Genomic DNA, 25,211 nt, shown 5'->3' with positions numbered 1-25,211 from the left:
CTTATGAAGCGAGATAAAACTCAGCTCAATAAGGTCTTGTTTTTTGCATGTATACTAATAAAGTTTTACATGATTAAATTAAATCTTGTTCACCTTATCGATCGTACCGCCACCAAGACATACATCGCCGTCATATAATACGACAGCTTGTCCAGGTGTAATCGCTTTTTGTTGCTTTGCGAAGGTGATAAAAGCTTCACCATTAGGCAGCTTTTGCACCGTTACTTGCTGATCGGGTTGGCGATAGCGGAATTTGGCCGTACACTCGAACGTTTCTGTCTGAGCATCTGTAACAATCCAGTTCATATTCGTTGCCACTAAGCTTGCAGAATACAAGCTTTCATGAGTATCACCTTGAACGACATACAATATATTAGCTTCCAAATCTTTTTCAGCAACGAACCATGGATTGCCATTACCATTGCCACCGATACCAAGACCTTGTCTTTGACCTAATGTGTAATACATTAATCCGTCATGACGCCCTTTTTTCTCGCCGGTATTAATATCGATCATATCGCCGGGCTTGGCAGGCAAGTACTGACTTAAAAATTGTTTGAAATTACGTTCACCGATGAAGCAAACGCCTGTGCTATCTTTTTTCTTAGCAGTATAAAGTCCTGCAGCTTCAGCAATTTTACGGACTTCTGGCTTAGGTAGATGACCGATCGGGAACATCGCTTTCGCTAGCTGCTGTTGATTAAGGGCATTTAAGAAATAAGTTTGATCTTTATTAGAATCTATGCCGCGTAACAATTTCGTTACACCATTTTCATCACGCTCAACTTGGGCATAATGACCTGTAGCAAGAAAATCAGCATTCAGTTCTTCTGCCTTTTTGAGGAAATCGCCAAATTTGATTTCACGATTGCACATAACATCAGGATTAGGCGTTCTTCCACGCTTGTACTCATCTAAGAAATAAGAGAATACTTTATCGAAATATTGCTTCTCAAAATTAACTGTATAATATGGAATGCCGATCTGGTCGCAGACACGACGAACATCCTCAGCATCTTCTTCAGCTGTACAATGCCCAAACTCATCTGTATCATCCCAGTTTTTCATGAAAATACCGATAACTTCATAGCCTTGCTCTTTCAATAATAATGCAGCAACAGAAGAGTCAACGCCGCCCGACATACCGATAACGACTCTAGTGTTCTGATTAGGATTTGACATAATTACACCACCTTGTTCATTCAAGCATTTTATATTGTAACATAATTATTATAGTATTTCACGAATAACTATTGTGAAAATGGAGACGATTGTAGATAGTTATGATACCATATAAGAATAATTGGAATACAATGAATTAAAAGAGGTGTATAGAAATATGAAAATTTCTACTAAAGGTCGTTATGGATTAACGATAATGATGGAATTGGCTTTGAAGTTTGGAGAAGGTCCAATATCCTTGAAAAGTATTGCTGAAAAAAATAATTTATCAGAGCATTATTTGGAGCAACTGATTGCACCGCTACGTAATGCAGGTTATGTGAAAAGTATTCGTGGGGCATATGGTGGTTATATACTGGCCAAAGAACCAGCAGATATTACAACAGGTGATATCATTCGAATTCTCGAAGGTCCAATATCTCCAGTGGACTTTACGGAAGAAGATGATCCTGCGAAACGTAATCTATGGCTACGTATTCGTGATAGTATTGCTAATGTTATGGATTCTACAACTTTGGACGATCTAATTAATTATACAGAAGATCAGAGCAAAGATAGCAAAGATAGCTATATGTTCTATATTTAATATTGGAGTGAAGTGAGCATATGAAGTCATACTACTTTGATCATGCAGCAACAACTCCGATTCATCCAGACGTTATTGCGGCAATGATTGCAACAATGCAACAAGGTCCAGGAAATGCTTCAAGTATTCATCGTTTTGGAAGAAACGCTAAACATAGCCTTAATCAGTCCCGAGACATGATTGCTTCAATAATCGGGTGCAAACCTAATGAATTTACGTTCACCTCTGGTGGAACCGAAAGTGATAACTTGGCAATTATTGGAGTGGCAAGAGCACAAGCATTGAAGGGGAGAAAGCAGCTTATTACGTCTGCAATTGAACATCATGCGGTTATCCACTCGATGGAATGGCTTGCTAACAATGAAGGATTCGATTTAACGATTGTCTCTGTTGACGAGCAAGGCTATGTGAATATAGCGGAACTGCAAGAGGCATTAAGCGAACAAACGGCTGTAGTAAGTATTATGCATGGCAATAATGAAGTGGGCACTATTCAACCTATTGAGCAAATAGGTGAACTTGTTCATCAAGTAGGGGCGCTATTTCATGTTGATGCTGTACAAACACTTGGACAAATTCCGTATTCTCTTCAACAATTACCGATTGATCTCATGAGTTTCTCCTCACACAAAATTAATGGTCCTCAAGGCATTGGTGGTTTATATATAGCGACAGGCACTCCGATTGAAGCATTACAACAAGGTGGCTCCCAAGAAAGAAAGCGAAGAGCAGGAACGGAAAATCTTGCTGGCATCGTTGGTTTTGCAACAGCTCTTGACATTTGTGTGAACAAGCGCAAAAAATGGCAACCTTTTGTGAAAAATCTTCGTAATAGATGGGTAGAGCTGTTACAACAACAATTAGAAAAGTATCCGATCATCGTGAATAGTGATCTTGATCATGGATTATCTCATATCGTAAACATTAGCTTTATTGGTGTTGATACCGAAAGCATGTTGATGAATTTAGATATAGCAGGAATTGCAGTTGCAAGCGGTTCGGCTTGTACTTCTGGATCGTTAGAACGTTCACATGTGTTGAAAGCAATGGGGCTAAGTGCTGATCGATTAAATAGTGCTGTAAGATTTAGCTTTGGAATGGGCAATACTATGGATGAAATCGAAGATGCTGCGACAATAGTTGCAAGTATCGTAAAACGAATCCACTCTTAGTAATATGCTTCCGAAGCACTTTTCATATTAAAAGTAGTACTTCAAGAAGTATATGAAAAGTTAAGTAATATGCTTACGAAGTAACTTTTCATTGAATGAAAAGTTTGAAGGAGGCAGCACAAGTGATGATCAGACTTCAGCAATTAATTGGATTACCTGTCCTAACGATTAACAATGGCAAAAAAGTTGGAGTCGTGAAGGATGCTTGGTTCGATGAGCATTGGAAGTTGAAAGGTCTAGTGCTTGAATATGCAAAATGGTTTGCTGTGAAGGTGCGTACAGTGCAATGGAGCGCGGTGTTAACTTGTGGAGATGATGCGGTTTTTATCGCTGATGAAGCGCAAGTTTTAACAGGCAAAAAGCAGTTACTGCAGCGTGCTTATTGTATGGGAGTCGTTCATTTGAAGGACATGCCTGTCATAACAGTGACAGGTTCGCAACTTGGTCGCATCTCCGATGTATATTTTTACCCATTTCAGGATACACAGATAGTAGGTTATGAGCTTACAGATGGTTTTGTTTCGGATCTAATTGAAGGACGAAAATGGCTCAGAACGCCGAGTGATCTCAATGAAGTATTACTTGGTGAAGATGCGATTATCGTTCCTGCTGTTAGTGAATCAGAATTGGAGCCAGTCGCAGCTTCCAATGTCAGAGTATAGGGAGTAATATTTATGAGATGTCCGAACTGTAACTCGAAAGATATAGGTAAAATCGGATCACATCAATTTTATTGCTGGGGTTGCTACATAGAACTTACAGTCAACGGTGATAAAATGTCTGTTTTTCAAGTTGAAGAAGATGGTACACTTAGTTCATTGGATGATTTATTTTATGATGAATCCGTGGAACAACCAGAAATACACTTAAATTAACATGCGATTATTTTTTTAATTGGCATGTATCAATGATAGAAGGTCTTGTAGCATAGAATGATGACTCGCAAGTAGTCGTGATTCGCATATGTGCTGCGGGGCCTTCTTTTTTTGTATGTCTATTCATGCAACTTTAATGTGGGGAATTCGTCTTGTGTTATTATGGGTTAAAATGTAATATATATAGCTTCTAATCAATTATTTTTGGAATAAGGGAGTGTTAAGGTGCGTTACCTTATATTAATCTCGATAGTAATCATTGTGCTTACCGGTTGTAAGAGTGGTGAAAGGATCTCGACTAACGAGTTGAATACACCATTTGTCTCGAAGGAATTACCAGCAGAAGTAATAAGGGAATCTCCGATTCCTATGATAGATAATGAAAAACCACTTCTTTATATGGAGGATTTTGAGAATAGGGATGGCTATGAACGGATAGTTATAGTGAAATCCAATATGGATATGAACCAGAATTCATTCAAACTAACACTTGAGCAAACTTTGATAAAGAGTAATCCCGATGCCGATTTACGTTACACTTTAGAATGGGAATCACCCCGCTTTCTGCTTATTCGCTTTCGTTTGATTGATGAGAATGTCTTTTCCTTTATGTTCAATCTAGATGAAGCCACTACGAGTGACGGGGAAAATTACAAAAACGAGGATCAACCTCATCGTAATAAGCTTGTCGTACTCTATGAGGGAGAACAACCAAGCCTAACTTTAAAAAATCCACTTACTGGTGAATCAAAAGTATTGCCAGCTTGGGAAGGGCCTACGATCAAAGCTATTACAGTAAGTGGACAGAAAGATCGTTTGTTTCAATTCAATAGTAGTGATGAGCACCATCTCTTCGATATTACAGCAAATACGATTGTCAACCTACCTTCACAAGAGAAGAAGGATATGAATGCAAATGATGGCGGCTATCAAGAGATGTTCTCGGATAGAATTTATAATGGATATACCTACATGGTACTGGGAAGCAAGACGTTATACCGTGTCGATCTTAATCCATTTAAATTAGACGAGCTATATGATTTTGATCAACCGGTTTACGGCATATCCTCATCACCTGATGGTGAAAAAATTGCGATATTACTAGCACATGATGATTATATAGGTCCTTCCGCGGATTTAGTTATTGTAGACAGCAAAGGTACCATTATTCATACCTATGAAAATGCTGCATATGTATCTCATAGTGATGGCTTTCTTTTCGAATATCCGCTAAGTTGGCAGGATAATTCGCATCTTATTCTCCCAGCAGATTACAAAGAAAGTAATCCAACTGGAAAAGTAATATATAATATTAATGACCAACAATTGACGATCAACGAGGATGATCGGATAACGGATCAACTGATCGATGATATTTTTATCCATGTTAATGAGCTTGATTATATGTATATTGCTTCTATACGCTGGTCGCTAGATGACAAGTTGGCAGCTTTTCAGGCTGCTTCTGATCAAATATGGGTTTACGATTCTAAGCAACGAACATTTGAATTTATCGGGGCTGGTAAAATATTAGGGTGGTTATCGGATGGCAACCTTGTTTATTTGAACTCACAGGATCAGGTCATCATATTTTGAGAAAAATGGATATCTCTAATGGTGAAACGACAAGAATGAATTGCAGTGCCAAGGAGGTTAGCGGTGGTGAAGAGAATACGAAGTTTCTTAATTATCGTATTTATTTTAGGGTTGCAGTTAGGTTGTAGCGGGAATTTGACTGCCAAGGAGCAAAAGTTGGTATCTAGTACGGACGCAGTTTACACTGAAGTTAGCAAATTAAATATACCGTTTACACAGTATATTTATTTGAAACAAGCAGCAGATTTTTCTTGGGAGGATGGAAGTATTAAAGGTCTTCAACAAGATATTATCGACAAATATACAAGACTAGAACATTTTGCGCCCGGTGGGTTTATAGTAGGAGAAACACCGACAGAGTATTTCATATGTGTAAGTATTGGTGGAGTTGAAAATATAACGGAGGGTTTCGAGATTAAATCGGTCTATTTACCTGATGACGAGCATGACAGAGATCCAATATTATATATTAATGCGAAGCGGGTAAGTAATGAAATAACTGGGGTTTCAGGAATGAATGAAGCTGTATATGTAACTGCACTTGTTAGTCTTTTGAAGGAAGATATTCCAGACAATATAACTATAAATGAAACTATTCTGCAACTAGAAGAATAATTGTATCGGCAGGCGGAATTGTAGAAGTCGGTTATCTATAGAGTGTTTTTAGTTTTACCCGAGCAGTAACTCTTTCTCCTGATGAGTTACTGCTTTTTGTGCTGAATAGGAATACTTGTACATATAATGGCAAAGAATAGTTAGAATGAAGGTGGTGTGCCGATTGGAGCGATTTACAAAAAATAGATTTTTTGTTATTTTAATTTATGCGATATTGCTATTAGTAGTTATTTATTTTCTGCTTTTGCTTAAGCCGATTCTTGCAACCATCTTTTCATTTTTGAAGGCTGTTCTTGGTCCGTTTATTGTGGCAATGATCATTTCGTACATACTTAATCCTGTTGTTACGATGTTACATGAACGGAAAGTACCACGAACGATGGCAGTGTTATTAATTTATGCTGTGTTTTGTGCGATTTTAACGGTCATTATCGTTAATTTCATTCCTATGTTCATCGATCAGATGCAGGAGTTGAATAAACATTTACCCGAGCTAACGATGCGAGCACAGGGATTAGTTATAGATTTTAATAACAATGCACTATTCCCAGAAAGTTTGCGCGAAGGTGTCAACAAATCATTAGTATTAATGGAGCGACGCATCTCTGAAACATTGCTTACATTTGTTAATAATATCGGTGAGATGGTTGGCACATTATTCGTAGTTTTTGTTGTACCGTTTCTGGCTTTCTATATACTGAAAGATTTTGATGTGTTTGAACGTGCCGTAATTAAGTATGTTCCTAAGTCACACCGTAAAAACACGATTCGTTTGTTAAAGGATATTGATGATGCGTTAGGAAGTTATATACGCGGACAACTATTAGTCTGTATTATTGTTGGAACGTTAGCATATGTCGGTTATTTGTTAGTTGGCATGCCTTATGCATTGCTACTCGCCAGCATCGTTGCAATTACTAATGTTATTCCGTATGTAGGACCGTTTATCGGCGCTGCTCCAGCTTTACTAATGGCATCGACAGTATCATTGAAAATGATGTTGCTTGTTGTGATCGTTAATACGATATGTCAAATTCTTGAAGGGAACATTATTTCTCCACAAGTAGTAGGTCGTACGTTACATTTACATCCACTATTGATCATTTTTGCGCTTATAGTTGGAGGTCAAATTGCTGGGATTGTAGGAATGATTTTAGCTATTCCGATCTTTGCTACGTGTAAAGTGATTGTCCAGCATATGTTTGCCTACTACGTTCGCAGAAAGATTATTTGACAGTGCTAAATCCACTAGCTATAATTTGAACAGAACTATTGTAAGGGTCGTTCAAAAAGTTGAACATACAATAACAACAAAGCGTTGACGAAAACAATTATGTTATAGCCCATTAGCCAGAGATAGCGTTCCGATTCATAGTGAATTGGTTGGAAGAACGCTTCTAATGAAGGATAACAGAAAGCTATTTTCTGAGTGTGAGTGAAACTCATCGGGTGGACCCGTTATTGTCCTTGAAGGCGATTGTGTTGCTATGCACACAATAACCAGGGTGGTACCGCGAAATAACATTCGTCCCTGTCATAACAGGGGCTTTTTTGTCTTTGTTCACAAAAATATGCAGCAATATAACGTAGAAGTATAACAAGTAGTTATGAAAAATAGGTTAAGCTATCGATGTAACTTTTCATCACAGAGAAGTATATCGAGTATAATATGAAAAGTTTTGGGAGGCTAAATAATGAAAGCAAGTGAAATTCGCGCAAAATGGTTAGCTTTTTTTGAAAGTAAAGGACATGCTGTTGAACCAAGTGCTTCTCTAGTTCCACATAATGATCCATCTTTACTATGGATTAACGCAGGTATGGTTCCATTGAAATCATATTTCGATGGTCGTGAAATTCCAGCAAATCCACGTATTACGAACTCTCAAAAATGTATTCGTACAAATGATATTGAGAATGTTGGTAAAACTCGTCGTCATCACACATTTTTCGAAATGCTTGGTAACTTCTCAATCGGAGATTATTTCAAAGAAGAAGTTATTACTTGGGCATGGGAATTTTTAACGGACAAGAAGTGGATTGGATTTGATCCTGAACGTCTTTCTGTTACCGTTTATCCAGAGGATGAGGAAGCTTATCGTTATTGGAACGAGAAAATCGGTTTGCCAGCAGAGCGTATTTATAAGCTAGAAGAAAACTTCTGGGATATCGGTGAAGGTCCTTGTGGTCCTTGTACAGAAATTTTCTATGATCGCGGCGACAAATACGGTGATCTTAATGATCCAGAATGTTGGCCAGGTGGTGAAAACGAGCGTTTCTTAGAAGTATGGAACCTTGTATTCTCACAATTTAACCATAATAAAGATGGTAGCTATACTCCGCTTCCGAATAAAAACATCGATACTGGTGCTGGTCTAGAACGTTTAACTTCTATTTTGCAAGATGTAGATTCTAACTTTGATACAGACCTATTTATGCCGATTATTAATCGCACATGCGAAATTGCAGGTGTATCGTATAAAGTATCCGAAGAACAAGACGTCGCATTGAAAGTTATCGCTGACCATGTTCGAACCGTTGTATTTTCAGTTGGTGATGGCGTTATGCCATCTAATGAAGGGCGCGGTTACATCATTCGTCGTTTGCTTCGTCGTGCAGTACGTTACGGTAAAGCACTAGGTGTAGACAAGCCATTCCTATATGGTCTTACTGGCATTGTAGGTGATGTAATGGGCGTCTACTATCCTGAAGTAGTGGAAAAACGTGAATTTATTGAGAAGGTTATTCGTACAGAGGAAGAACGTTTCCACGAAACATTGTCAGATGGACTAGTATTACTGTCTAATCTTGTTGATCAAGCTAAAGCGAGCAAAATTACGGTTATTAATGGTGATGATGCTTTCAAATTATATGATACGTATGGTTTCCCGTTTGACTTAACAGAAGACTTTGCGATGGAGCAAGGTATGACAGTCGATCGCGATGGCTTTGATGCTGCAATGCAAGCACAACGTGAGCGTGCTCGTTCTGCTCGTCAAGATACTGCTTCTATGAAGATTCAAGGTGGACCGCTTGCTGATCTTACGATTAAAAGTGAATTTGTTGGCTATACTGAATTGGTAGTAAAATCCACAATAACAGCATTAGTAGGCGAAGAACTGTTGCTAGAAGAAGCTGTGGCTGGTACGCAAGTATTGCTATTGCTTGATGAGACTCCTTTCTATGCGGAAAGTGGCGGTCAAATTGGCGACAGAGGTACAATTACTGGTGAAGGCTTCGTTATCGAAGTTGAGAATGTGACGAAAGCACCTCATGGTCAAACGCTTCATCATGCTATCGTTGTTGAAGGTGTAGCAAAAGTGAATGCTGCCGTAACAGCGGAAGTGAACAAAGCGGTTCGTGAAGATGTTGTGAAAAACCATACGGCTACACATTTACTACACAAAGCATTGAAAGAAGTATTAGGTGAGCATGTTAATCAAGCGGGTTCTTTAGTAGAAGGCGAACGTTTACGATTTGACTTCTCGCATTTCGGTTCTATTACAGCTGAAGAGCTAGTAGATATTGAAAGAAGAGTAAATGAGCAAATTTGGTTAGGTACGCCTGTTGTTATCCAGCAAAAGAAAATTGACGAAGCGAAAGCAATGGGTGCGATGGCATTGTTCGGTGAGAAATACGGTGACGTTGTACGTGTCGTACAAGTTGGCCAATATTCTATCGAGCTATGCGGTGGCTGTCATGTTAACAACACATCAGAAATCGGTCTGTTCAAGCTATTAGGCGAAAGTGGTATCGGCTCTGGTGTACGTCGAATTGAAGCGGTAACTGGAAAACAAGCTTATTTATACTATGAATCTCAGCTTGATTTGTTGAAACAAGCGGCAGTACAACTGAAAAGTAATGTAACTGATGTGCCAAAACGTATTGATGCATTAAATGGTCAAGTGAAGGAATTAATTCGCGACAACGAATCTCTGCAGCATAAGCTAAGTCATATTGAAGCGGGTTCGTTGTTAGATGCCGTTGTTAAAGTAGGGGAAGTTTCTATTTTAACTGCGAAAGTAAATGCATCCAATATGGAATCTTTACGTAGTATTGTAGATGAATTAAAAACGAAGCTACCAACTAGCGTTATCGTACTTGGTGCAGCAGCAGAAGATAAAGTTAATTTGGCAGCAGCAGTATCACAAGATCTTGTGAAAAAAGGATTCCATGCAGGGAAAATCATTAAGGAAGCTGCGTTGTTATGTGGTGGTAATGGCGGCGGTCGTCCTGATATGGCACAAGCCGGCGGTAAAGATGTAGAAAAACTTAATGATGCATTGAAACTTGCACAGGAACTAGTTGTTAGTCAAGCAAATGTGATATAGTAGAACTAAGCCATACTTGTATGGTATACGTATTAGGGGGTGTAGCTGATGAATTCAATGGATCAGACGATGAAGTTTAACGTGAAAATTGAGGGTGATGATTCCTCAGAAGATGTTCTGCTTAAGGTATATGATGCCTTACTTGAGAAAGACTATAATCCGATTAACCAGATCGTCGGCTATTTGTTATCAGGAGACCCGGCTTACATCCCGCGTCATAATAATGCTAGAAGTATGATCGGCAAGAAAGAGCGTGATGAGCTTATTGAAGAGTTAGTTCGCTTTTATCTCTTGCATAAGAAAGAGTAATTGAGGGGCCGAACAAATATGAGAGTCATGGGTTTGGATTATGGTGATCGTCGCATTGGCGTTGCGGTAAGCGATGCTTTTCGTTGGACGGCACAAGGGCTAACCGTTGTTGAGACACGACGAGACGGTGGAGAACTCGACAGACTTGCGGAAATTGCACTGGAAAATGAGGTTTCTGAGGTCGTGGTTGGACTTCCAAAGAACATGAACGGTACGATCGGTCCACGCGGTGAGATTTGTATGGCATTTGCCCAGCAAATTGGGGAGAAGCTTGGATTACCTGTTCACCTTTGGGATGAAAGATTGACCACAGTTGCTGCAGAAAGAACGTTAAAAGAAGCTGAGATCAGTCTAAAGAAGCGCAAACTAGTGGTAGATAAGTTAGCGGCTACACTTATTTTGCAAAATTATCTTGATTCTAAATGAAAAGGTGAGGGTAAAAATGACAAATAACGAGCAAAACTATGAAGAACCAGAAATTATCTATATTCCAGATGAAGATGGCAACGAGGAAGAGTTTGAAGTCATTATGAAATTTGAAGTAGATGATTCCGATAAAAAATATATGATGGTTGTTCCTCTTATTTCTGAAAATGAGGAAGAAGACGAAGTCTATGCTTTCCGTTATGAAGAAGAAGGCGATGATCTTCAATTGTTTACAATTGATGATGAAGAAGAGTGGGCAATTGTTGAAGAAACGTTCAACACTTTACTTGGTGAGTTGGAGGAATAATTGTAATGGCTTTTGAGCATCCAAATACAGCTCCAATTGTTGGAGACACACTTAAAGATCATTTTGGTCTAGAAATCGAACTTGTTACAGATGATGGAAGTGTTGAAGCTTTCTTCATTATACAAGAATTTGTTTGGGGAGACATTACATATGTAGTGTTACAAACAGAGGTGATGAAAGCTGAAGATGAGTTTGAATTTCTTCGAGTGTATAAACAAAATGACGAAGTTGAATTAGAGAGTATCGTTGATGAAGAGGAATGGGAAGCTGTTTCTGAAGCATACGATGATCTTCAATTTGTCAGCGATGAACGACCTTAATTGAAAATGTTTTATAGAGAGAGCGGCATATCACCGCTCTTTTTGACGAGGATATTCAAAATATAATCAAATGTCCGAAGAACGGATAGATATTGAGGTGTTAGATTCTTGGAGAATATAGAAAAATCTATAGAAGAAAATAAAAAGAAGCCAAAGAGGAAACGTAATAAACCTAAGAAATGGGTTGTTTCTTTTTGGGTATGTTTCTCATTGTTTTTCTTTATGGTGCTCGTTGCAGCGGGTGGCTTGTTCTATTTATGGAATCAGCTTGAACCGACCAAATCTGGAACGTCTCTTGAAGTAACGATTCCTAAAGGCAGCTCTGCTAATAGTGTAGCAAAGCTCCTTGAAGAAAATGGAATTATTAAAAATGGATTTATTTTTGGTTACTACCTAGTGTTGAAAGACGAGGGCGATAACTTCAAAGCAGGGAAGTATGAATTAAAACCTGGTATGGATAAAGCAGAAGTAATTGCAAAGCTGAATGCAGGTGACGTCATTGCCCAGGAAACGATCACATTTACCATTCCAGAAGGGTTCACGATTGCTCAAATGGCGGACAAGCTAGCGACTGAGGGACTTGTAGATAAAGAAAAGTTCATTACGTTAACGAAAGAGTCTCGTAGTTGGTCAGGTGCAGAAAATATACTTAATATCCCACAGGAAACCACTCAATTAATCAATCGATTAGAAGGATATCTTTTCCCAGATACGTATGAAATTGTCAAGGATAGTACGGAAGAAGATGTTATTATCCGTATGTTGAAGGAGCAGGATCGTAAACTCGCTACATTACCAGAGAATTGGTCAGATGAGCTAGATGAGTTAGGGATATCGATGCATGAAATGTTAACGATAGCTTCATTAATTGAGCGTGAAGTTGTTGTGGATAGTGAACGTGCTACAGTTGCTGGTGTTATTTATAACCGATTGAAGAAACCAATGCGTTTACAAATAGATGCGACGATTCAATACGCTTTAGTTGAACAAAAGGAATTATTATCAATAGAGGATACGAAGCTAGATAGCCCTTATAACACTTATGTTATTGATGGAATTCCGCCTGGACCAATTGCAACGCCAAGCTTAGAATCTATTAAGGCTGTACTATATCCGGAAGAGCATAACTACTATTATTATGTAACGAAAAAAGATGGAACACAGTCACATTTATTTGCTGAAACTTATAATCAGCATTTGAAAAATATTGAAAAGAGTAAGGCGACGGCTCAGTAATGAGCCGTTTACTTTGGTGAGGTGAGCGTTAATGTCTTATAATCCGGAATTGTTGTGTACAGCTGCTAATTTGGATGAATGTGCACAATTGTTAGATGCTGGAGCTACTGCGTTAGTAGTAGGGGAAGCGAAGTTTGGTAGTAGATTAGCGGGTCAATTTGATCTAGCTATGATCAAAGAAGCTGTTGTTATGGCACATGCTAAAAATGGTAAACTTTATGTTTCGATGAATAATCTAATGGATAACAGGACGGTAGAACTGTTACCAGCTTATTTGACGACTTTAGCACAGTATGAGGTCGACGCGATCGTGTATGGCGATCCTGCAGTGCTTGTAGCCGCTAAAGAGTATGCACCTAATGTAAGTCTTCATTGGAATGCTGAGATGACCTCTACGAATTATGCAACCGCTGAATATTGGGCACGTCGTGGGACATCACGCTATGTATTAGCACGTGAGTTGAATATGGAACAAGTAGTAGATACGAAAGAAAAAAGCACGCTACAAATTCAAGTACAAGTTCATGGTATGACGGCAATGTATCATTCCAAAAGATCACTAATTCAAAGTTATACAGACTATCATGGTGAACAAGAGAGATATGCTAATATTCAAAAAGCTGCTGGATTATATCTTATGGAAAATGATCGCCCAGACGAACGTTATCCGATCTTCGAAGATGAATATGGCACCCATATTATGAGTTCTGATGATATTTGTATGCTAGAAAATTTACATGAATTGCTAGATTGTAAAGTAGATAGTTTGAAGATTGAGGGTATCCTCAAATCTACCGAATATAACGTAGCCGTTGTTAAAGCATATCGCATGGCGATTGATCAATATTTGACTGATCCTGAAACCTATGAATTTGATGAGCAATTGTTGGATACCATTCGAGAGCTTCAAGATCCCAACCGCGAACTAAGCTTCGGCTTCTTCTTCAAAGAGCAAGTATATTAGGAGGAACACAATAGATGAGTACTACTATGAAACGCGAGCGTCGTTATTATGGTGAACGTAATCGATTAGAGCGACCGGAATTATTAGCACCAGCAGGTAATCTTGAAAAGCTAAGATTTGCAGTGCATTATGGAGCAGATGCTGTCTACATCGGTGGTCAGTCATACGGATTGAGATCTAACGCCGATAACTTCACATTCGAAGAAATGAAGGAAGGCGTGGAATTTGCTGCGCGATATGGAGCTAAAGTATTTGTTGCGACTAATATCTATGTACATAATGAAGACATTGCTGGTATCGAGCAATATTTGCGTAATCTTGAAGCGGCTGGCATTGCCGCGATTATAGCTGCTGATCCAATTATTGTTGAAACTGCACAACGGGTTGCGCCTAAAATGGAAGTTCACTTAAGTACACAGCAGTCTGTCTTGAACTGGAAAACCGTTCAATTTTGGAAGGGTGAAGGTCTGCCGCGCGTTGTGCTTGCTCGGGAGACAAGCTTCGAGGAAATTGAACAAATCAAAAAGAATGTTGATGTTGAGCTAGAAGCCTTCATTCATGGAGCGATGTGTTCGTCATTCTCAGGTCGTTGTGTGCTTTCCAATCACTTTACGGATCGTGATTCTAATCGTGGTGGTTGCTGTCAATCGTGTCGCTGGAAATATGATCTCTTTCTTGAGGGAGCTCCGGTTAATGAAGGGGAAGAAGATCCTTTCACAATGGGCTCAAAAGACTTAGGAATGCTAGAGCATATTCCAGATCTTATTGATGTAGGAATAGATAGCTTTAAGATTGAAGGTAGAATGAAAAGTATTCATTATGTAGCTACTGTAGTTAATGCTTATCGTCAAGCAATCGATGCTTATATGGCTGATCCAGATCATTATGAGATTAAGCAAGCGTGGGTTGATGAAATTCATAAAGCAGCTAATCGCCCGCTTAATACTGGTTTCTTCCTTGATGTTCCGGGAGCTGAAGATCATATTTACACTGCTGAGGAAAAAGCAGCACCTTATGATTTTGCTGCAGTTGTACATGATTATGATGCAGCTACACAGTTTGCCATAATCGAACAACGCAATCATTTTAAAGTAGGTCAAGAAGTAGAATTTGTTGGTCCGAAAGGTCGCTTCTTCAAACAAACGGTAACTGAAATTACTGATCTTGATGGCAACACGCTAGATGTCGCGCGCCATCCACTACAAAAAATTCGCATCCGGACCTTGAAACCAGTAGAACCGATGGACATGATGCGTAAAAAGATCCGTTAGGGGAAGTTCAAAAATCGGGCTTTGATAACGATGCGTATGCAGATGTAGCGTATTCGACATCGAATATGAAGCGAACTTGGAAAGTACGGTTCGCGTGTACTAATAATGTACACTTGCGCTTCCGTCTTTCTCAAGTAGCGCTCCATCTTCTCGGTTCTGAAAGCCCGCTTTTTGAACCTTCATTAGAAGGGGTAGTTCAAAGAGCGGGCTTTGATAACGATGCGTATGCTGACGTAGCATATTCGACATCGAGTATGAAGCGAACTTGGGAAGTGTGGGACTCGTGTACCAATAACGTACACTTGCGCTTCCGCCTTTCTCAAGTAGTGTCCCAACTGCTTGGTTCTGAAAGCCCGCTTTTTGAACCTTCATTGGAAGAGGCCCTTTCAAAATAGCGGGCTTTGAACCTTATTTACAAACCTCGTGCTGAACATTGACCGCTTGTGTACTCGTACCGTACACGTTGCTGGGTTTCGTTACAATGCCATCAATGTCTTTGATGCTCGTGAACATATGTAGAGACTCTCTTTAGAATGCATAAAGGGGTCTTTTTCTTTTTAAAGATTGACAATCAAACGCATATAGAAAATAATAGGGAATAGTATACATAAAATAAAAGAAAACGTAACCACTTTTTTGTAAGCGCTCTTACGTTGAGGTTAAAGGAAGGTGCGGTCATATGAATAATGCGAAAAAGGTCGAAAATAAAAAAGAATTAGAGAAATCTGAAATATTATTGAAGATTAAAACGAATCCGTTTCAATCGGTAGGGATCAAGTTATTCCTCTATATTATGGGGGGGATTCTGGCCTGCGTTATAACGATGGGGATGTTGGCTTATAATCAATCTAAAGCAATTATTGAACGAAAAATATCGGAGTCAAGTCAACAAACTGTCAATCAATTGGGTGCTAACCTCAATAATATATTGAAGAGTTATGAAGAACTCACATTACAAATTATGATTGATAATGAATTTCACAAATATACAGATGCTATCCTTGTAAATGAAGATGAGTATTCGAAATTTGAAGCGACGAAGCTATTATCGACGAAGCTCCAAAGTTTTATATTTAGCAATGCTAATATTACAGGGATGGCACTTATTCCACTTAATGATAAGCTTAGTGTTATTACGGCTGGGACCTCCCAACAAGCTAAGGTGGAAAGTGAAGCGAAGGAAGAATGGGTTCAACAAACGATTGATGCTCAAGGAAGAGTAGTTTGGTTATCTTCTCGTCAAGAAGCGATTACACATAACAGTGATACACCTAGCTTTGGTATTGCTAGAGTAATCAAAAATACAACTTCAAGTGTTGCAAATTATATTCTAGTAGTAGATATATCTACTACAGGCATACAAGAACAAATTAACAATGTATCTTTAGGATCTGAAAGTATAATAACGGTCGTGAATAGTGAAAATGAATATATGATTAATTATGATACAGGTCTAATTGCTAATGCTGCTCCATTTGAATTAGACGGATCGGATGGAAATAGTGCACGTGTTACGCTAGACAATATTGGAGAAGTACTATTAATGCACAAAAAATTAGAATATGCTGATTGGTCATTAACTGGGCAAATTCCTGTTAAGGAATTAGTAAAAGATGCTGAAGTTATTCGTGGCTTAACTGTCACTGTAGCAATAGCTGCTGCAATTATTGCTATTCTTATTTCAATCGTTGTAATGCTCACGATAAGTAGACCTCTCGTTCAGTTAAGAAATCTTATGACTGAAGGTGCAAAGGGAAATCTAACGGTTCGTTCGAAAAATAACAATCGCAAGGATGAAATTGGACAGCTGAATAAAAGCTTTAATTCGATGATGATCCAAATTACAGCGTTAGCTAGTCAAACTAAAAATTCAGCAGAAGCTGTAATGGTAACCGCGAAAACATTAACGAACGCTTCTAGTAAGACAGCAATATCTGCTAAAGAAATTGCTGTAGCTACTGAGGAAATTGCAAACGGATCAACAAGTCTTGCTGTTGAAGCAGAAAGAGGCAATGATCTAACGATTATGATTAACGATCAGATGAAACAAGTGCTAACTGCTAATCTAGAAATGGTGCAATCCGCATATGAAGTGGAAAGTGCGAGTGGCAAAGGTACTGCTTATATGGCTGAATTAATCGAGAAAACAGGAATGACCGAGGAAATGACACGTGAGATGGTTGAAAAGGTGGACTCCTTGAAAGATAGCACACGTTCGATTGTAAAGATTTTAGATGTACTTAATGCAGTAACTAAGCAAACGAATATTTTATCATTAAATGCAACGATTGAAGCGGCAAGAGCTGGTACTGCTGGGCGCGGATTTATGGTTGTAGCTAATGAAATTCGAGGACTAGCTGATCAATCAACACAATCGATTGATGTTGTTGCACAAATCACTGATCGTATTCAATCAGAGATTGTAGAGACGGTTGATGTGTTATCAAAAGCATATCCAATGTTCCAAGAGCAGATCAACTCTGTGAAAGAAGCGAATAGTATATTTGTAAGTGTTCAAAGTCAGATGAATCAACTAATTATTCGTCTTGAAGATGTAACACAGTCTGTTAATAAACTTGAAGCATCTCAAACAGTCTTGAATGATGCAATGACGAATGTCAGCGCGGTGGCGGAGCAATCTTCTGCAACTTCGGAGGAAGTTGCAAGCTTGAGTAGTGAACAATTAAGTATTAGTGATAATCTTGTAACATTATCTGCTGAACTTAACGAAGTCTCTACTAAATTAAAAGATGCATTATCCCAATTCAAAGTAGAATAACGACAATATAAGTGCTGTAAAGGATTGTGCTTTCAAAGCAATCCTTTACAGTTTTTTTGTGTAATTAGTTCTTTGGATCCATTATTGGTAATTATGAAAAATATGCTAGATCACTTCATACCTATTTTATAACTGCTTTATACCTACTTCATAAAAAATCTAATATTTATATAGAATTAGTACAATCTAGATGGTAAAATAGGTCTGTACGTTCGAAGAAAATGATAATGTTTTACAATAAAATAAGGTGGTGCTCGTCAGCATGAAGAAATCTCTTAACGAAGACAGTACTGTTAAACAAGATGATTCTCATAAGAAAAGCAGTTCTATGATGGGAAATTTGAAAATATTAAGTGATACTGCTAAGAATAAGATCAAAGATCTGAATAATAAAGGGAATATCGGGATCTTGAACAGTATTGGAGTACAATTATTTGTACTTATCTTTATTAGTATTTTTGTTTGTGTTATTACTATCGGAACAATTTCATATCAAAAGTCAAAAGGATTAATTGAGAGCAATGTATCCAACTCCAGTATACAAACAATCAAACAAGTTAGTTATAGTACGGATACAGTACTAAATAGCTATAATGAGACGTCGTTTCAAATTATGTTTGACAAAGATTTTCTTGAAAATATGAATACATTACAATTAACAGATAATACATATGAGCAAATTCAAGCGTCCAAAGCAGTGACCGATAAATTATCTACTTTTATGGTAACGAATACAGTGATAACAAATATTACGGTAATACCATTTAACGACGCTTTAGAACCGATTATTACTGGCACGAATGAAGATCTTGAAAATACGAAAAAAGATGCAGAAACGTATCGAAATACGGAATGGTACAAGTCAACTATAGTAAAAGCGGGTAGTCCTAATTGGATTGAGCCTCAAGCAGACGGTATTAGCCAGTCGAACGCTTACGAAACAGTTGGACTAGCTCGTGTCGTTCGTAATTTGAATAATGCTGAATTATCATTTATGTTAGTGATGGAATTCAATGTAGATAGTTTCTTTGAGTCTCTAGCGAAAGTGGATTTCGGTAATGGTAGTGAAATTGTGATAGTCAATAGTAATAATCAATATATAAAGGCGTCTGACGCTAGTCAATACGGTCAAACTCCTAATATTGTGATTCCCCAGAAAGAAGATCAAGCAGAAATGTCAGATAGCTTGAAGCTTAAAGGTGAAAACAATAAACAGTATTTGGCAATATACGAAGTTCTACAAGGTAACGAAGATTGGAAAGTAGTGGCTTCTATTCCAACCGAAAATTTGATTTCACAAGCTGCACCGATTCGTAATATAACGATTATTACTGCGATTATTGCATGTTTGTTAGCAGTAGCAATTGGTATTATTATTATTAGATTCATTGGAAGACCGTTAAATGCTTTATCAGGTTTAATGCAAAAAGGTGCTAAGGGTGATTTGACTGTACGATCAACATTGAATAGAAGAATGGATGAGATCGGACTGCTTTCCGTTAATTTCAATGAGATGATGGAACAAATCTCATTGCTAGCTACGCAAACCACATATTCTGCTGCTGAAGTACTGAAAACGGCAGCTGAATTAACTGATGCCTCTCAAAAGACTTCATTAGCAGCTAAAGAAATTGCCATTGCTACCGAAGAAATTGCAGGTGGTGCGTCAAGTCTGGCTATGGAAGCGGAAAAAGGTACAGATCATACGAATACTTTGAATGATCAGATGATACAAGTTAATGAATATAACGTACAAATGTCAATTTCAGCGAATGAAGTTGAACAAGCGAGCCTTCAAGGTACTAGTTATATGGGCGTCCTAATTGATAAAACTGGTACAACTGAACAAATGACTCGTGCAATGGTAGATAAAGTTAATGCTTTAAAAGTAAGTACAACATCGATTGTGAAGATTCTTGATGTATTGAATGCTGTAACGAAGCAAACAAATATATTATCATTGAATGCAACGATTGAAGCTGCTCGTGCCGGTGCTGCAGGTAAAGGATTTATGGTCGTAGCTGATGAAATTAGACAGCTAGCCGATCAATCGAAAAATTCAATTGAGGTTGTAGCACAAATTACGCGTACCATCACTAGTGAGATTGAAGAAACCGTGGGGGTGCTATCGGAAGCATATCCATTGTTCCAAGAGCAAATTGTCTCTGTTAAAGAGGCAAATCAACTGTTTTTAACGGTGCAAGCTCAGATGGATACATTTAAACAAAGTATGAATCAAGTGACGGATGCCTTTGTTGAGCTTAATAAGTCACAAGAAATATTAAGTGATTCTATGAATAATGTTAGTGCAGTAGCACAACAGTCCTCGGCAACTTCTGAAGAAGTAGCATCACTAAGTACAGAACAATTAAGTATTAGTCAAAACTTGGTTGACTTGTCAGGAAAACTTGAAACTGTATCGAATGGTTTGAAGGATTCGATTTCTAAGTTCAGAATCTAATATTATATAAGGGCTAACGATGTGATATTTGCGCGTCGTTAGCTCTTTTTACTGTTTTCTAATGTTGATCTTGTTTAATCTGCATAGTAAGTAGTCATACTAGAGTTATTATGATGAGCATGGAGAATAAAACAATGCAGCGTAGAGCAATTTGGTTAGCTATTATATTTACTAGCGTAATGTTTATGTATACATGTCGACTTATCTACTTGCAGATTAGTCCAACGACGACCATGTTTCAACAAAATGGTAGTAAGTATAAATATTATGATTGGCGGCAAGGTGCAGTGAATCAACGAATGAAGAAGCTAATGATTGATGATGGAAGAGGACATTTCGTAGATGAACATGGACGCTCAATTACAAGTCAACAATATAATACAGTTGCATTTTATCCAGTCCATGCATGGAAAGAAATTGATGTTACTCATTTTGCTAAGTTAGCTACTATTCTAGGGAAATCGCCCGAGCAGCTACAGCAATTCGTTCGTGTATTGGACAATGCGGCGTTTCTAGAAGATATGTCTAATGATCCGGTCAGACTAACTAAGCAACAAGTAGACGACATACAAGAGCTGCATCTCTATGGTCTAGAGATCGTTGCATATCGCGATCGTTACCCAAAACAATATGAACAGAAACATTTTATTGGGACTGTTGCTGAGTTTCCTGAATGGACAGAAAAGGTATATAGCTCTGAGATCAATCAGTTAACGAATTGGAGCAGAGATAGTAAAGTTGGCATAGTAGGGTTGGAATATTCTCTTGATCGATATTTACATGGGCTAGGACCGTCCTATCTCACATACACATTGGATGGCAGATATGATCAATTGGCTGGAATTGGAACGAGACGTATCGAGTCAACGAATCCGTATTATCCACTGACTATCGTTACGACAATAGATCTTGAACTTCAAAATAAAATTGAACGATATTTGGATGAGCAGCATGTTATAGAAGGGGCGGTAGTTTTACTAGATGTTAACAATGGTGATGTGAAAGCAATGGTATCCAGGCCACAATTATTACCTGGGCAATTACGACAAGGTAATGATCGCGTTCTTAGAAATCATGCGCTTACAGCATATTCACCTGGATCCATTTATAAAATTGTAACTGCAGCCGCTGCTATTGAATATAATGTGGTCGACGATGCTGAACACTTTTATTGTAATGGTGAGTATGGTAAATATGGCCTATCTTGTTGGAAGGAAGGCGGACATGGTGATCAAACATTAGAAGAAGCGTTCGCTAACTCCTGTAATGTTGTATTTGCCACATTAGCAGAACGGCTAACAGCTAATCAACTATATGAAACGGCAAATGCACTTGGCGTCGTCCAAAAAGTAGGCTGGCATCAAGATGAAGGGAACGCTCCGATCTCATCCCCTCTACGCTTATTAGCGGAGGAAGAGAATGGTGTTGTATTTCATGATTTGAACACGAAGGATGGAGGGGTCATTGCACAGTCAAGTATTGGTCAGCGGGATGTTCACCTAACGCCTTTGCAGGCTGCCAATATGATTGTAACTTTACTTAATCGTGGGAGACAATACGAGAATAGAATTGTGTCACAAATAAACTATGCTGACGGTCAAGCATTAGCGCAGCTGCCAGTTCATCTAGGGCATGAAAATAAATACAATATTCATCCAGCAACGGCTGAAAAAATCTTGCATTACATGCAAGTAGTTGTTCAGCAAGGAACGGGAATGTCGATTGCTAGCGGGAAATGGCATGTAGCAGGAAAGTCAGGTACTGCACAATTAAGCGGCAAACATGTAGGGCATAATGATCAATGGTTTATCGGCTATGGACCGACTGAAGAGCCAAAGTATGCACTATCGGTGCTTGTACAAGAGCAGCCTAGTGGTTCGCGAAATCATGCTACGAAAACATTTCGCGGAATTATGGATATTGTAGCGGAGCATGAGTAGTTAAAGAAGGGGCAGTATCAAAGGTCGCTATTGGCGATTACTTTGATACTGTCCCTTTATGGATTCGTTCTAGTTTATTCATGATTGTTCTGAACTTGCGCGATGACGTTAGTCTTCTTCATTTATAATGGTTTTTTCGGGCTTATCGTATTCACCAATGGGCTTTCTGATCCATTGTTCTAAGTATCCTTGATCGAGCAACGCTTTAATCAGAATAAGTAGAATAGGTGATAGAATCAATCCGGCTACACCAAATAATGATAAGGAAATCATCATAAATGCTAACATTGTAAATGCTGATACGCCTAAAGAATCACCAGTAATTTTGGGTTCAAGCATTTGTCTAGCTAGCACAACAACAAGCCATAGCACAGTAATCCAAATAGCTAATTCAGTATCACCAACTACAAATAAATACGTAATCCATGGAATAAAGATTGTACTTACACCGAGTAAAGGCAATACGTCAAAGATAGCAGCAACTAATGAAATAATGAAAGCATGATTAACATCCAGTAGTAATAAAGATATAAGAATAACGACAAAAGTAACACTAATTAGTTTACTTTGCGCTTTAATGTATATCCAAATCCCTTTTAATACATTGTCTCTTAAGAAGAAAAATGCAGTTTTGAATGTATTAGGTGTTTTATCGGATGCTAGCTTTTTCCAATCTACAATTTCAATACTTAAGAAATAGGCTAAGATTAGACCGACAGCGGCATTGACTAAAAATGAAGTGAATGAAGTGATCGAGCCGATAACAAATGTCAATCCAGCCATTAACCATCCTTGTATTTTCGTAGATGCTTGTTCTAGTGTATTTGTAAGCTTATCAGTTAAGCTAAAGTCGATTGGTAGTTGATTCATCTTGTCTTGGAAATAATGTAGCCATCTATTCACTTCTGTAGTGAACTGCTCCTGATATTGCGGGAGTAAATTAACTAATTCAATACCTTGCATCGTTGCAACAATAATGAGTGCGCCGATTAATCCAAGGGCAATGAGAACGAATAGTACAGCTGAAATTGCAGAAGCAATGCTCTTTTTCAATCCCCATTTATTAAGACGTTTGGCAAGAGGTTCAATACACATAAAAATAATAAAGGAGTAAAAAATGGGCTTTGCAATATTGTACACGACACTAAATAGCCACATAATAAGAAGGACTGTTACAATAATGAGCGCAATATCAAAAGCTGTTCTCCAATATTTTTTGTAGAAAGATAACAAGTAGCAATCATCCTTTCAATAGCTTAATAAGGCAAGTAATAGGTTCATACCCCGAAAAAAATAATCTTACTGATCTTACTAGTGAGAATTTAATGCAATTATGATACAATTAAAGTTAGTGCGTTAGGTCTTATTATGTATTATATATTGACTATATCATTATTATAGTGAGGAAGACAATCATGGAGAGCATATTAACATTGGGATTTTATTTCATGACCTTCTACGCATTTATTCCGGGAATTTTAAGTAGAGTATTTGGGTATCAAGTATTCAAAAAGGGGAAAGCGAATCATGAAATAGCATTAACATTTGATGATGGACCGGATCCTAACTATACTGCACAGCTACTAGACTTATTACAAAGATATGATGCAAAAGCAACCTTCTTTGTTGTAGGAGTACATGCGAAACAAAATCCTGAATTATTGAAACGAATGAGAGATGAAGGGCATACAATTGGTGTTCATAATTATGAGCATAAGACGAATTGGTTTATGAGACCGAAAACGGTTCGTAAACATATTGAAATGACCAATGATATTATTGAAGAGGTAACGGGACAACGTTCCATTTACTATCGACCACCATGGGGGATCGTTAATTTGTTCGACTATGGCAATGTGTCACGACTTAATATTATTTTATGGTCATCGCTTTTCGGTGATTGGCTTAAAAAAATATCGGCGGAAAAGTTAGAAGCTCGATTAATGAAGAAACTACAGCCAGGTGAAGTGCTATTACTACATGACTGTGGAAGAACCTTTGGTGCAGATGTAAACGCACCGCGTAGTATGCTTATTGCTTTAGAAGTATTTCTCGAAGCAGCAACCATGCAGCAAATGAAGCTAGTTAACATTGAAAGCATGATTAAAGTGACCGAACAAAATAGTAAGAAAAAATTTTCGCGCAGTAAAAAAATAATGATATCATTATGGCTAACTTGGGAGAAAGTATTTCACCAGATTATGAGATTGAAAGATATCGAATCACATAACGGGCCGATGTTCCATTATCGTTTGATCAAATATAAAGGCAAATCGCTTATGATGAATGATGGGCAGACTCTTTCACAAGGTGACCGAATCGTAGAGCTGCACTTTGACAACAGGAAGCTATCACATATTGCATTCACATCGAAAAATCCTTTAGTCGTTGCAGTGAAAACAATTCGTGAAGTAGAGCGAGCATTGCCGGCATTAGCATTACGAATTACGGATGAGGCAAAGAATACGCCAATTAAAGCGATTCAAGGGATTACTATGATTAATCGTGGCGCGGATAAATTGGGTTTTTCAATACATGAGATGCCTAAGGGGTTATTTCTATCGAGCACTAAAATTTATTTGAAATGGTTGATGAAAATATTAACTCCAACTCAGACCTTTACCGCTACTCGTCGTGTTCGTGAGCAGGTTCAAGAGGAACCTAAAATCTTGCTAATGACGCTCGAACGTCTGCAGCAATATATGCCACTGGATCATACTTATAGTGCAACGAAGCAACAAGAAATGATCAGTACACAGCAAGAAGTGTTATCTACGAACTAATATATGTATGTGTATATATACACAAAAAGCATGCTGATCAATCAGCATGCTTTTTTGTATA

At 38.1% G+C, this 25,211-nt stretch carries 22 protein-coding genes; 19 read left to right on the top strand and 3 right to left on the bottom strand.

Annotated features, from left to right (window positions below):
* Positions 1–78 precede the first annotated feature (78 nt).
* The gene (gene mnmA, locus AC1TO5_RS03840) at positions 79–1,182 is read right to left on the bottom strand and encodes a tRNA 2-thiouridine(34) synthase MnmA (RefSeq protein ID WP_482061452.1); all 1,104 of its coding nucleotides are present in this window, start codon (positions 1,180–1,182) and stop codon (positions 79–81) included.
* A 157-nt stretch (positions 1,183–1,339) separates the two neighbouring features.
* Between mnmA and cymR the strand changes: the two genes are divergently transcribed.
* The 15 genes from cymR (at position 1,340) to AC1TO5_RS03765 (ending at position 15,187) form a co-directional block, all read left to right on the top strand.
* On the top strand, positions 1,340–1,768 hold the full coding sequence (gene cymR / locus AC1TO5_RS03835; RefSeq protein ID WP_482061451.1) for a cysteine metabolism transcriptional regulator CymR: 429 nt from the start codon (positions 1,340–1,342) through the stop codon (positions 1,766–1,768).
* Between the two features lie 20 nt (positions 1,769–1,788).
* Positions 1,789–2,940 carry a cysteine desulfurase family protein gene (locus AC1TO5_RS03830; protein ID WP_482061450.1) on the top strand — a complete coding sequence of 384 codons (1,152 nt, stop codon included), beginning with the start codon at positions 1,789–1,791 and terminating at the stop codon, positions 2,938–2,940.
* A 125-nt stretch (positions 2,941–3,065) separates the two neighbouring features.
* On the top strand, positions 3,066–3,602 hold the full coding sequence (locus AC1TO5_RS03825; RefSeq protein ID WP_482061813.1) for a PRC-barrel domain-containing protein: 537 nt from the start codon (positions 3,066–3,068) through the stop codon (positions 3,600–3,602).
* Positions 3,603–3,614: 12 nt separating this feature from the next.
* Entirely contained in the window at positions 3,615–3,815 is a 201-nt protein-coding gene (locus AC1TO5_RS03820) for a hypothetical protein (RefSeq protein ID WP_482061449.1), read from the top strand.
* Positions 3,816–4,040: 225 nt separating this feature from the next.
* Positions 4,041–5,411, top strand: coding sequence for a hypothetical protein (locus AC1TO5_RS03815; RefSeq protein WP_482061448.1), 1,371 nt, complete (start codon positions 4,041–4,043; stop codon positions 5,409–5,411).
* 66 nt (positions 5,412–5,477) lie between these two features.
* Positions 5,478–6,026 (top strand): hypothetical protein, encoded by a 549-nt coding sequence (locus AC1TO5_RS03810; RefSeq protein ID WP_482061447.1) that lies wholly within the window; start codon positions 5,478–5,480, stop codon positions 6,024–6,026.
* Positions 6,027–6,189: 163 nt separating this feature from the next.
* The gene (locus tag AC1TO5_RS03805; protein WP_482061446.1) at positions 6,190–7,260 is read left to right on the top strand and encodes an AI-2E family transporter; all 1,071 of its coding nucleotides are present in this window, start codon (positions 6,190–6,192) and stop codon (positions 7,258–7,260) included.
* Positions 7,261–7,720: 460 nt separating this feature from the next.
* Entirely contained in the window at positions 7,721–10,354 is a 2,634-nt protein-coding gene (alaS, locus tag AC1TO5_RS03800) for an alanine--tRNA ligase (protein WP_482061445.1), read from the top strand.
* A gap of 48 nt (positions 10,355–10,402) precedes the next feature.
* Positions 10,403–10,663 carry an IreB family regulatory phosphoprotein gene (locus AC1TO5_RS03795; RefSeq protein ID WP_482061444.1) on the top strand — a complete coding sequence of 87 codons (261 nt, stop codon included), beginning with the start codon at positions 10,403–10,405 and terminating at the stop codon, positions 10,661–10,663.
* A gap of 18 nt (positions 10,664–10,681) precedes the next feature.
* Positions 10,682–11,089: a Holliday junction resolvase RuvX gene (gene ruvX / locus AC1TO5_RS03790; RefSeq protein ID WP_482061443.1), complete on the top strand. Its 408-nt coding sequence runs from the start codon at positions 10,682–10,684 to the stop codon at positions 11,087–11,089.
* A 16-nt stretch (positions 11,090–11,105) separates the two neighbouring features.
* Positions 11,106–11,396 carry a DUF1292 domain-containing protein gene (locus AC1TO5_RS03785; RefSeq protein ID WP_482061442.1) on the top strand — a complete coding sequence of 97 codons (291 nt, stop codon included), beginning with the start codon at positions 11,106–11,108 and terminating at the stop codon, positions 11,394–11,396.
* Between the two features lie 5 nt (positions 11,397–11,401).
* Positions 11,402–11,716, top strand: coding sequence for a DUF1292 domain-containing protein (locus AC1TO5_RS03780; protein WP_482061441.1), 315 nt, complete (start codon positions 11,402–11,404; stop codon positions 11,714–11,716).
* 108 nt (positions 11,717–11,824) lie between these two features.
* Positions 11,825–12,952, top strand: coding sequence for an endolytic transglycosylase MltG (gene mltG, locus AC1TO5_RS03775; RefSeq protein WP_482061440.1), 1,128 nt, complete (start codon positions 11,825–11,827; stop codon positions 12,950–12,952).
* Positions 12,953–12,983: 31 nt separating this feature from the next.
* The gene (locus tag AC1TO5_RS03770) at positions 12,984–13,916 is read left to right on the top strand and encodes a peptidase U32 family protein (RefSeq protein ID WP_482061439.1); all 933 of its coding nucleotides are present in this window, start codon (positions 12,984–12,986) and stop codon (positions 13,914–13,916) included.
* A 14-nt stretch (positions 13,917–13,930) separates the two neighbouring features.
* The gene (locus AC1TO5_RS03765) at positions 13,931–15,187 is read left to right on the top strand and encodes a peptidase U32 family protein (protein WP_482061438.1); all 1,257 of its coding nucleotides are present in this window, start codon (positions 13,931–13,933) and stop codon (positions 15,185–15,187) included.
* A gap of 99 nt (positions 15,188–15,286) precedes the next feature.
* Here the strand turns inward: AC1TO5_RS03765 and AC1TO5_RS03760 are convergent, their stop codons facing one another.
* On the bottom strand, positions 15,287–15,559 hold the full coding sequence (locus tag AC1TO5_RS03760; RefSeq protein ID WP_482061437.1) for a hypothetical protein: 273 nt from the start codon (positions 15,557–15,559) through the stop codon (positions 15,287–15,289).
* 307 nt (positions 15,560–15,866) lie between these two features.
* Between AC1TO5_RS03760 and AC1TO5_RS03755 the strand changes: the two genes are divergently transcribed.
* From AC1TO5_RS03755 to AC1TO5_RS03745, 3 genes are all read left to right on the top strand, one after another.
* Positions 15,867–17,966 (top strand): methyl-accepting chemotaxis protein, encoded by a 2,100-nt coding sequence (locus AC1TO5_RS03755; RefSeq protein ID WP_482061436.1) that lies wholly within the window; start codon positions 15,867–15,869, stop codon positions 17,964–17,966.
* Between the two features lie 262 nt (positions 17,967–18,228).
* Entirely contained in the window at positions 18,229–20,427 is a 2,199-nt protein-coding gene (locus tag AC1TO5_RS03750) for a methyl-accepting chemotaxis protein (RefSeq protein ID WP_482061435.1), read from the top strand.
* A 134-nt stretch (positions 20,428–20,561) separates the two neighbouring features.
* Positions 20,562–22,367, top strand: coding sequence for a peptidoglycan D,D-transpeptidase FtsI family protein (locus AC1TO5_RS03745; RefSeq protein ID WP_482061434.1), 1,806 nt, complete (start codon positions 20,562–20,564; stop codon positions 22,365–22,367).
* Between the two features lie 108 nt (positions 22,368–22,475).
* On the opposite strand, the gene ytvI is transcribed toward AC1TO5_RS03745, so the two are convergent.
* Complete coding sequence (gene ytvI, locus AC1TO5_RS03740; RefSeq protein ID WP_482061433.1) at positions 22,476–23,600, bottom strand: sporulation integral membrane protein YtvI; 1,125 nt, start codon at positions 23,598–23,600, stop codon at positions 22,476–22,478.
* A gap of 182 nt (positions 23,601–23,782) precedes the next feature.
* Here ytvI and AC1TO5_RS03735 point away from each other — a divergent pair, with 182 nt between their 5' ends.
* Positions 23,783–25,150: a polysaccharide deacetylase family protein gene (locus tag AC1TO5_RS03735; protein ID WP_482061432.1), complete on the top strand. Its 1,368-nt coding sequence runs from the start codon at positions 23,783–23,785 to the stop codon at positions 25,148–25,150.
* Positions 25,151–25,211: the final 61 nt, after the last annotated feature.

The organism is Paenibacillus sp. Y930, assembly GCF_056786375.1.
The sequence above is the reverse complement of the archived record's forward strand: the minus strand, read 5'-3'. Positions and strand labels throughout refer to the sequence as shown.

Coding starts and splice junctions, on each gene's coding strand:
- mnmA (WP_482061452.1), bottom strand. CDS start 1,182: ATGTCAAATCCTAATCAGAACACTAGAGTCGTTATCGGTATGTCGGGC.
- cymR (WP_482061451.1), top strand. CDS start 1,340: ATGAAAATTTCTACTAAAGGTCGTTATGGATTAACGATAATGATGGAA.
- AC1TO5_RS03830 (WP_482061450.1), top strand. CDS start 1,789: ATGAAGTCATACTACTTTGATCATGCAGCAACAACTCCGATTCATCCA.
- AC1TO5_RS03825 (WP_482061813.1), top strand. CDS start 3,066: ATGATCAGACTTCAGCAATTAATTGGATTACCTGTCCTAACGATTAAC.
- AC1TO5_RS03820 (WP_482061449.1), top strand. CDS start 3,615: ATGAGATGTCCGAACTGTAACTCGAAAGATATAGGTAAAATCGGATCA.
- alaS (WP_482061445.1), top strand. CDS start 7,721: ATGAAAGCAAGTGAAATTCGCGCAAAATGGTTAGCTTTTTTTGAAAGT.
- AC1TO5_RS03795 (WP_482061444.1), top strand. CDS start 10,403: ATGAATTCAATGGATCAGACGATGAAGTTTAACGTGAAAATTGAGGGT.
- ruvX (WP_482061443.1), top strand. CDS start 10,682: ATGAGAGTCATGGGTTTGGATTATGGTGATCGTCGCATTGGCGTTGCG.
- AC1TO5_RS03785 (WP_482061442.1), top strand. CDS start 11,106: ATGACAAATAACGAGCAAAACTATGAAGAACCAGAAATTATCTATATT.
- AC1TO5_RS03780 (WP_482061441.1), top strand. CDS start 11,402: ATGGCTTTTGAGCATCCAAATACAGCTCCAATTGTTGGAGACACACTT.
- AC1TO5_RS03770 (WP_482061439.1), top strand. CDS start 12,984: ATGTCTTATAATCCGGAATTGTTGTGTACAGCTGCTAATTTGGATGAA.
- AC1TO5_RS03765 (WP_482061438.1), top strand. CDS start 13,931: ATGAGTACTACTATGAAACGCGAGCGTCGTTATTATGGTGAACGTAAT.
- AC1TO5_RS03760 (WP_482061437.1), bottom strand. CDS start 15,559: ATGAAGGTTCAAAAAGCGGGCTTTCAGAACCAAGCAGTTGGGACACTA.
- AC1TO5_RS03755 (WP_482061436.1), top strand. CDS start 15,867: ATGAATAATGCGAAAAAGGTCGAAAATAAAAAAGAATTAGAGAAATCT.
- AC1TO5_RS03750 (WP_482061435.1), top strand. CDS start 18,229: ATGAAGAAATCTCTTAACGAAGACAGTACTGTTAAACAAGATGATTCT.
- AC1TO5_RS03745 (WP_482061434.1), top strand. CDS start 20,562: ATGCAGCGTAGAGCAATTTGGTTAGCTATTATATTTACTAGCGTAATG.
- AC1TO5_RS03735 (WP_482061432.1), top strand. CDS start 23,783: ATGGAGAGCATATTAACATTGGGATTTTATTTCATGACCTTCTACGCA.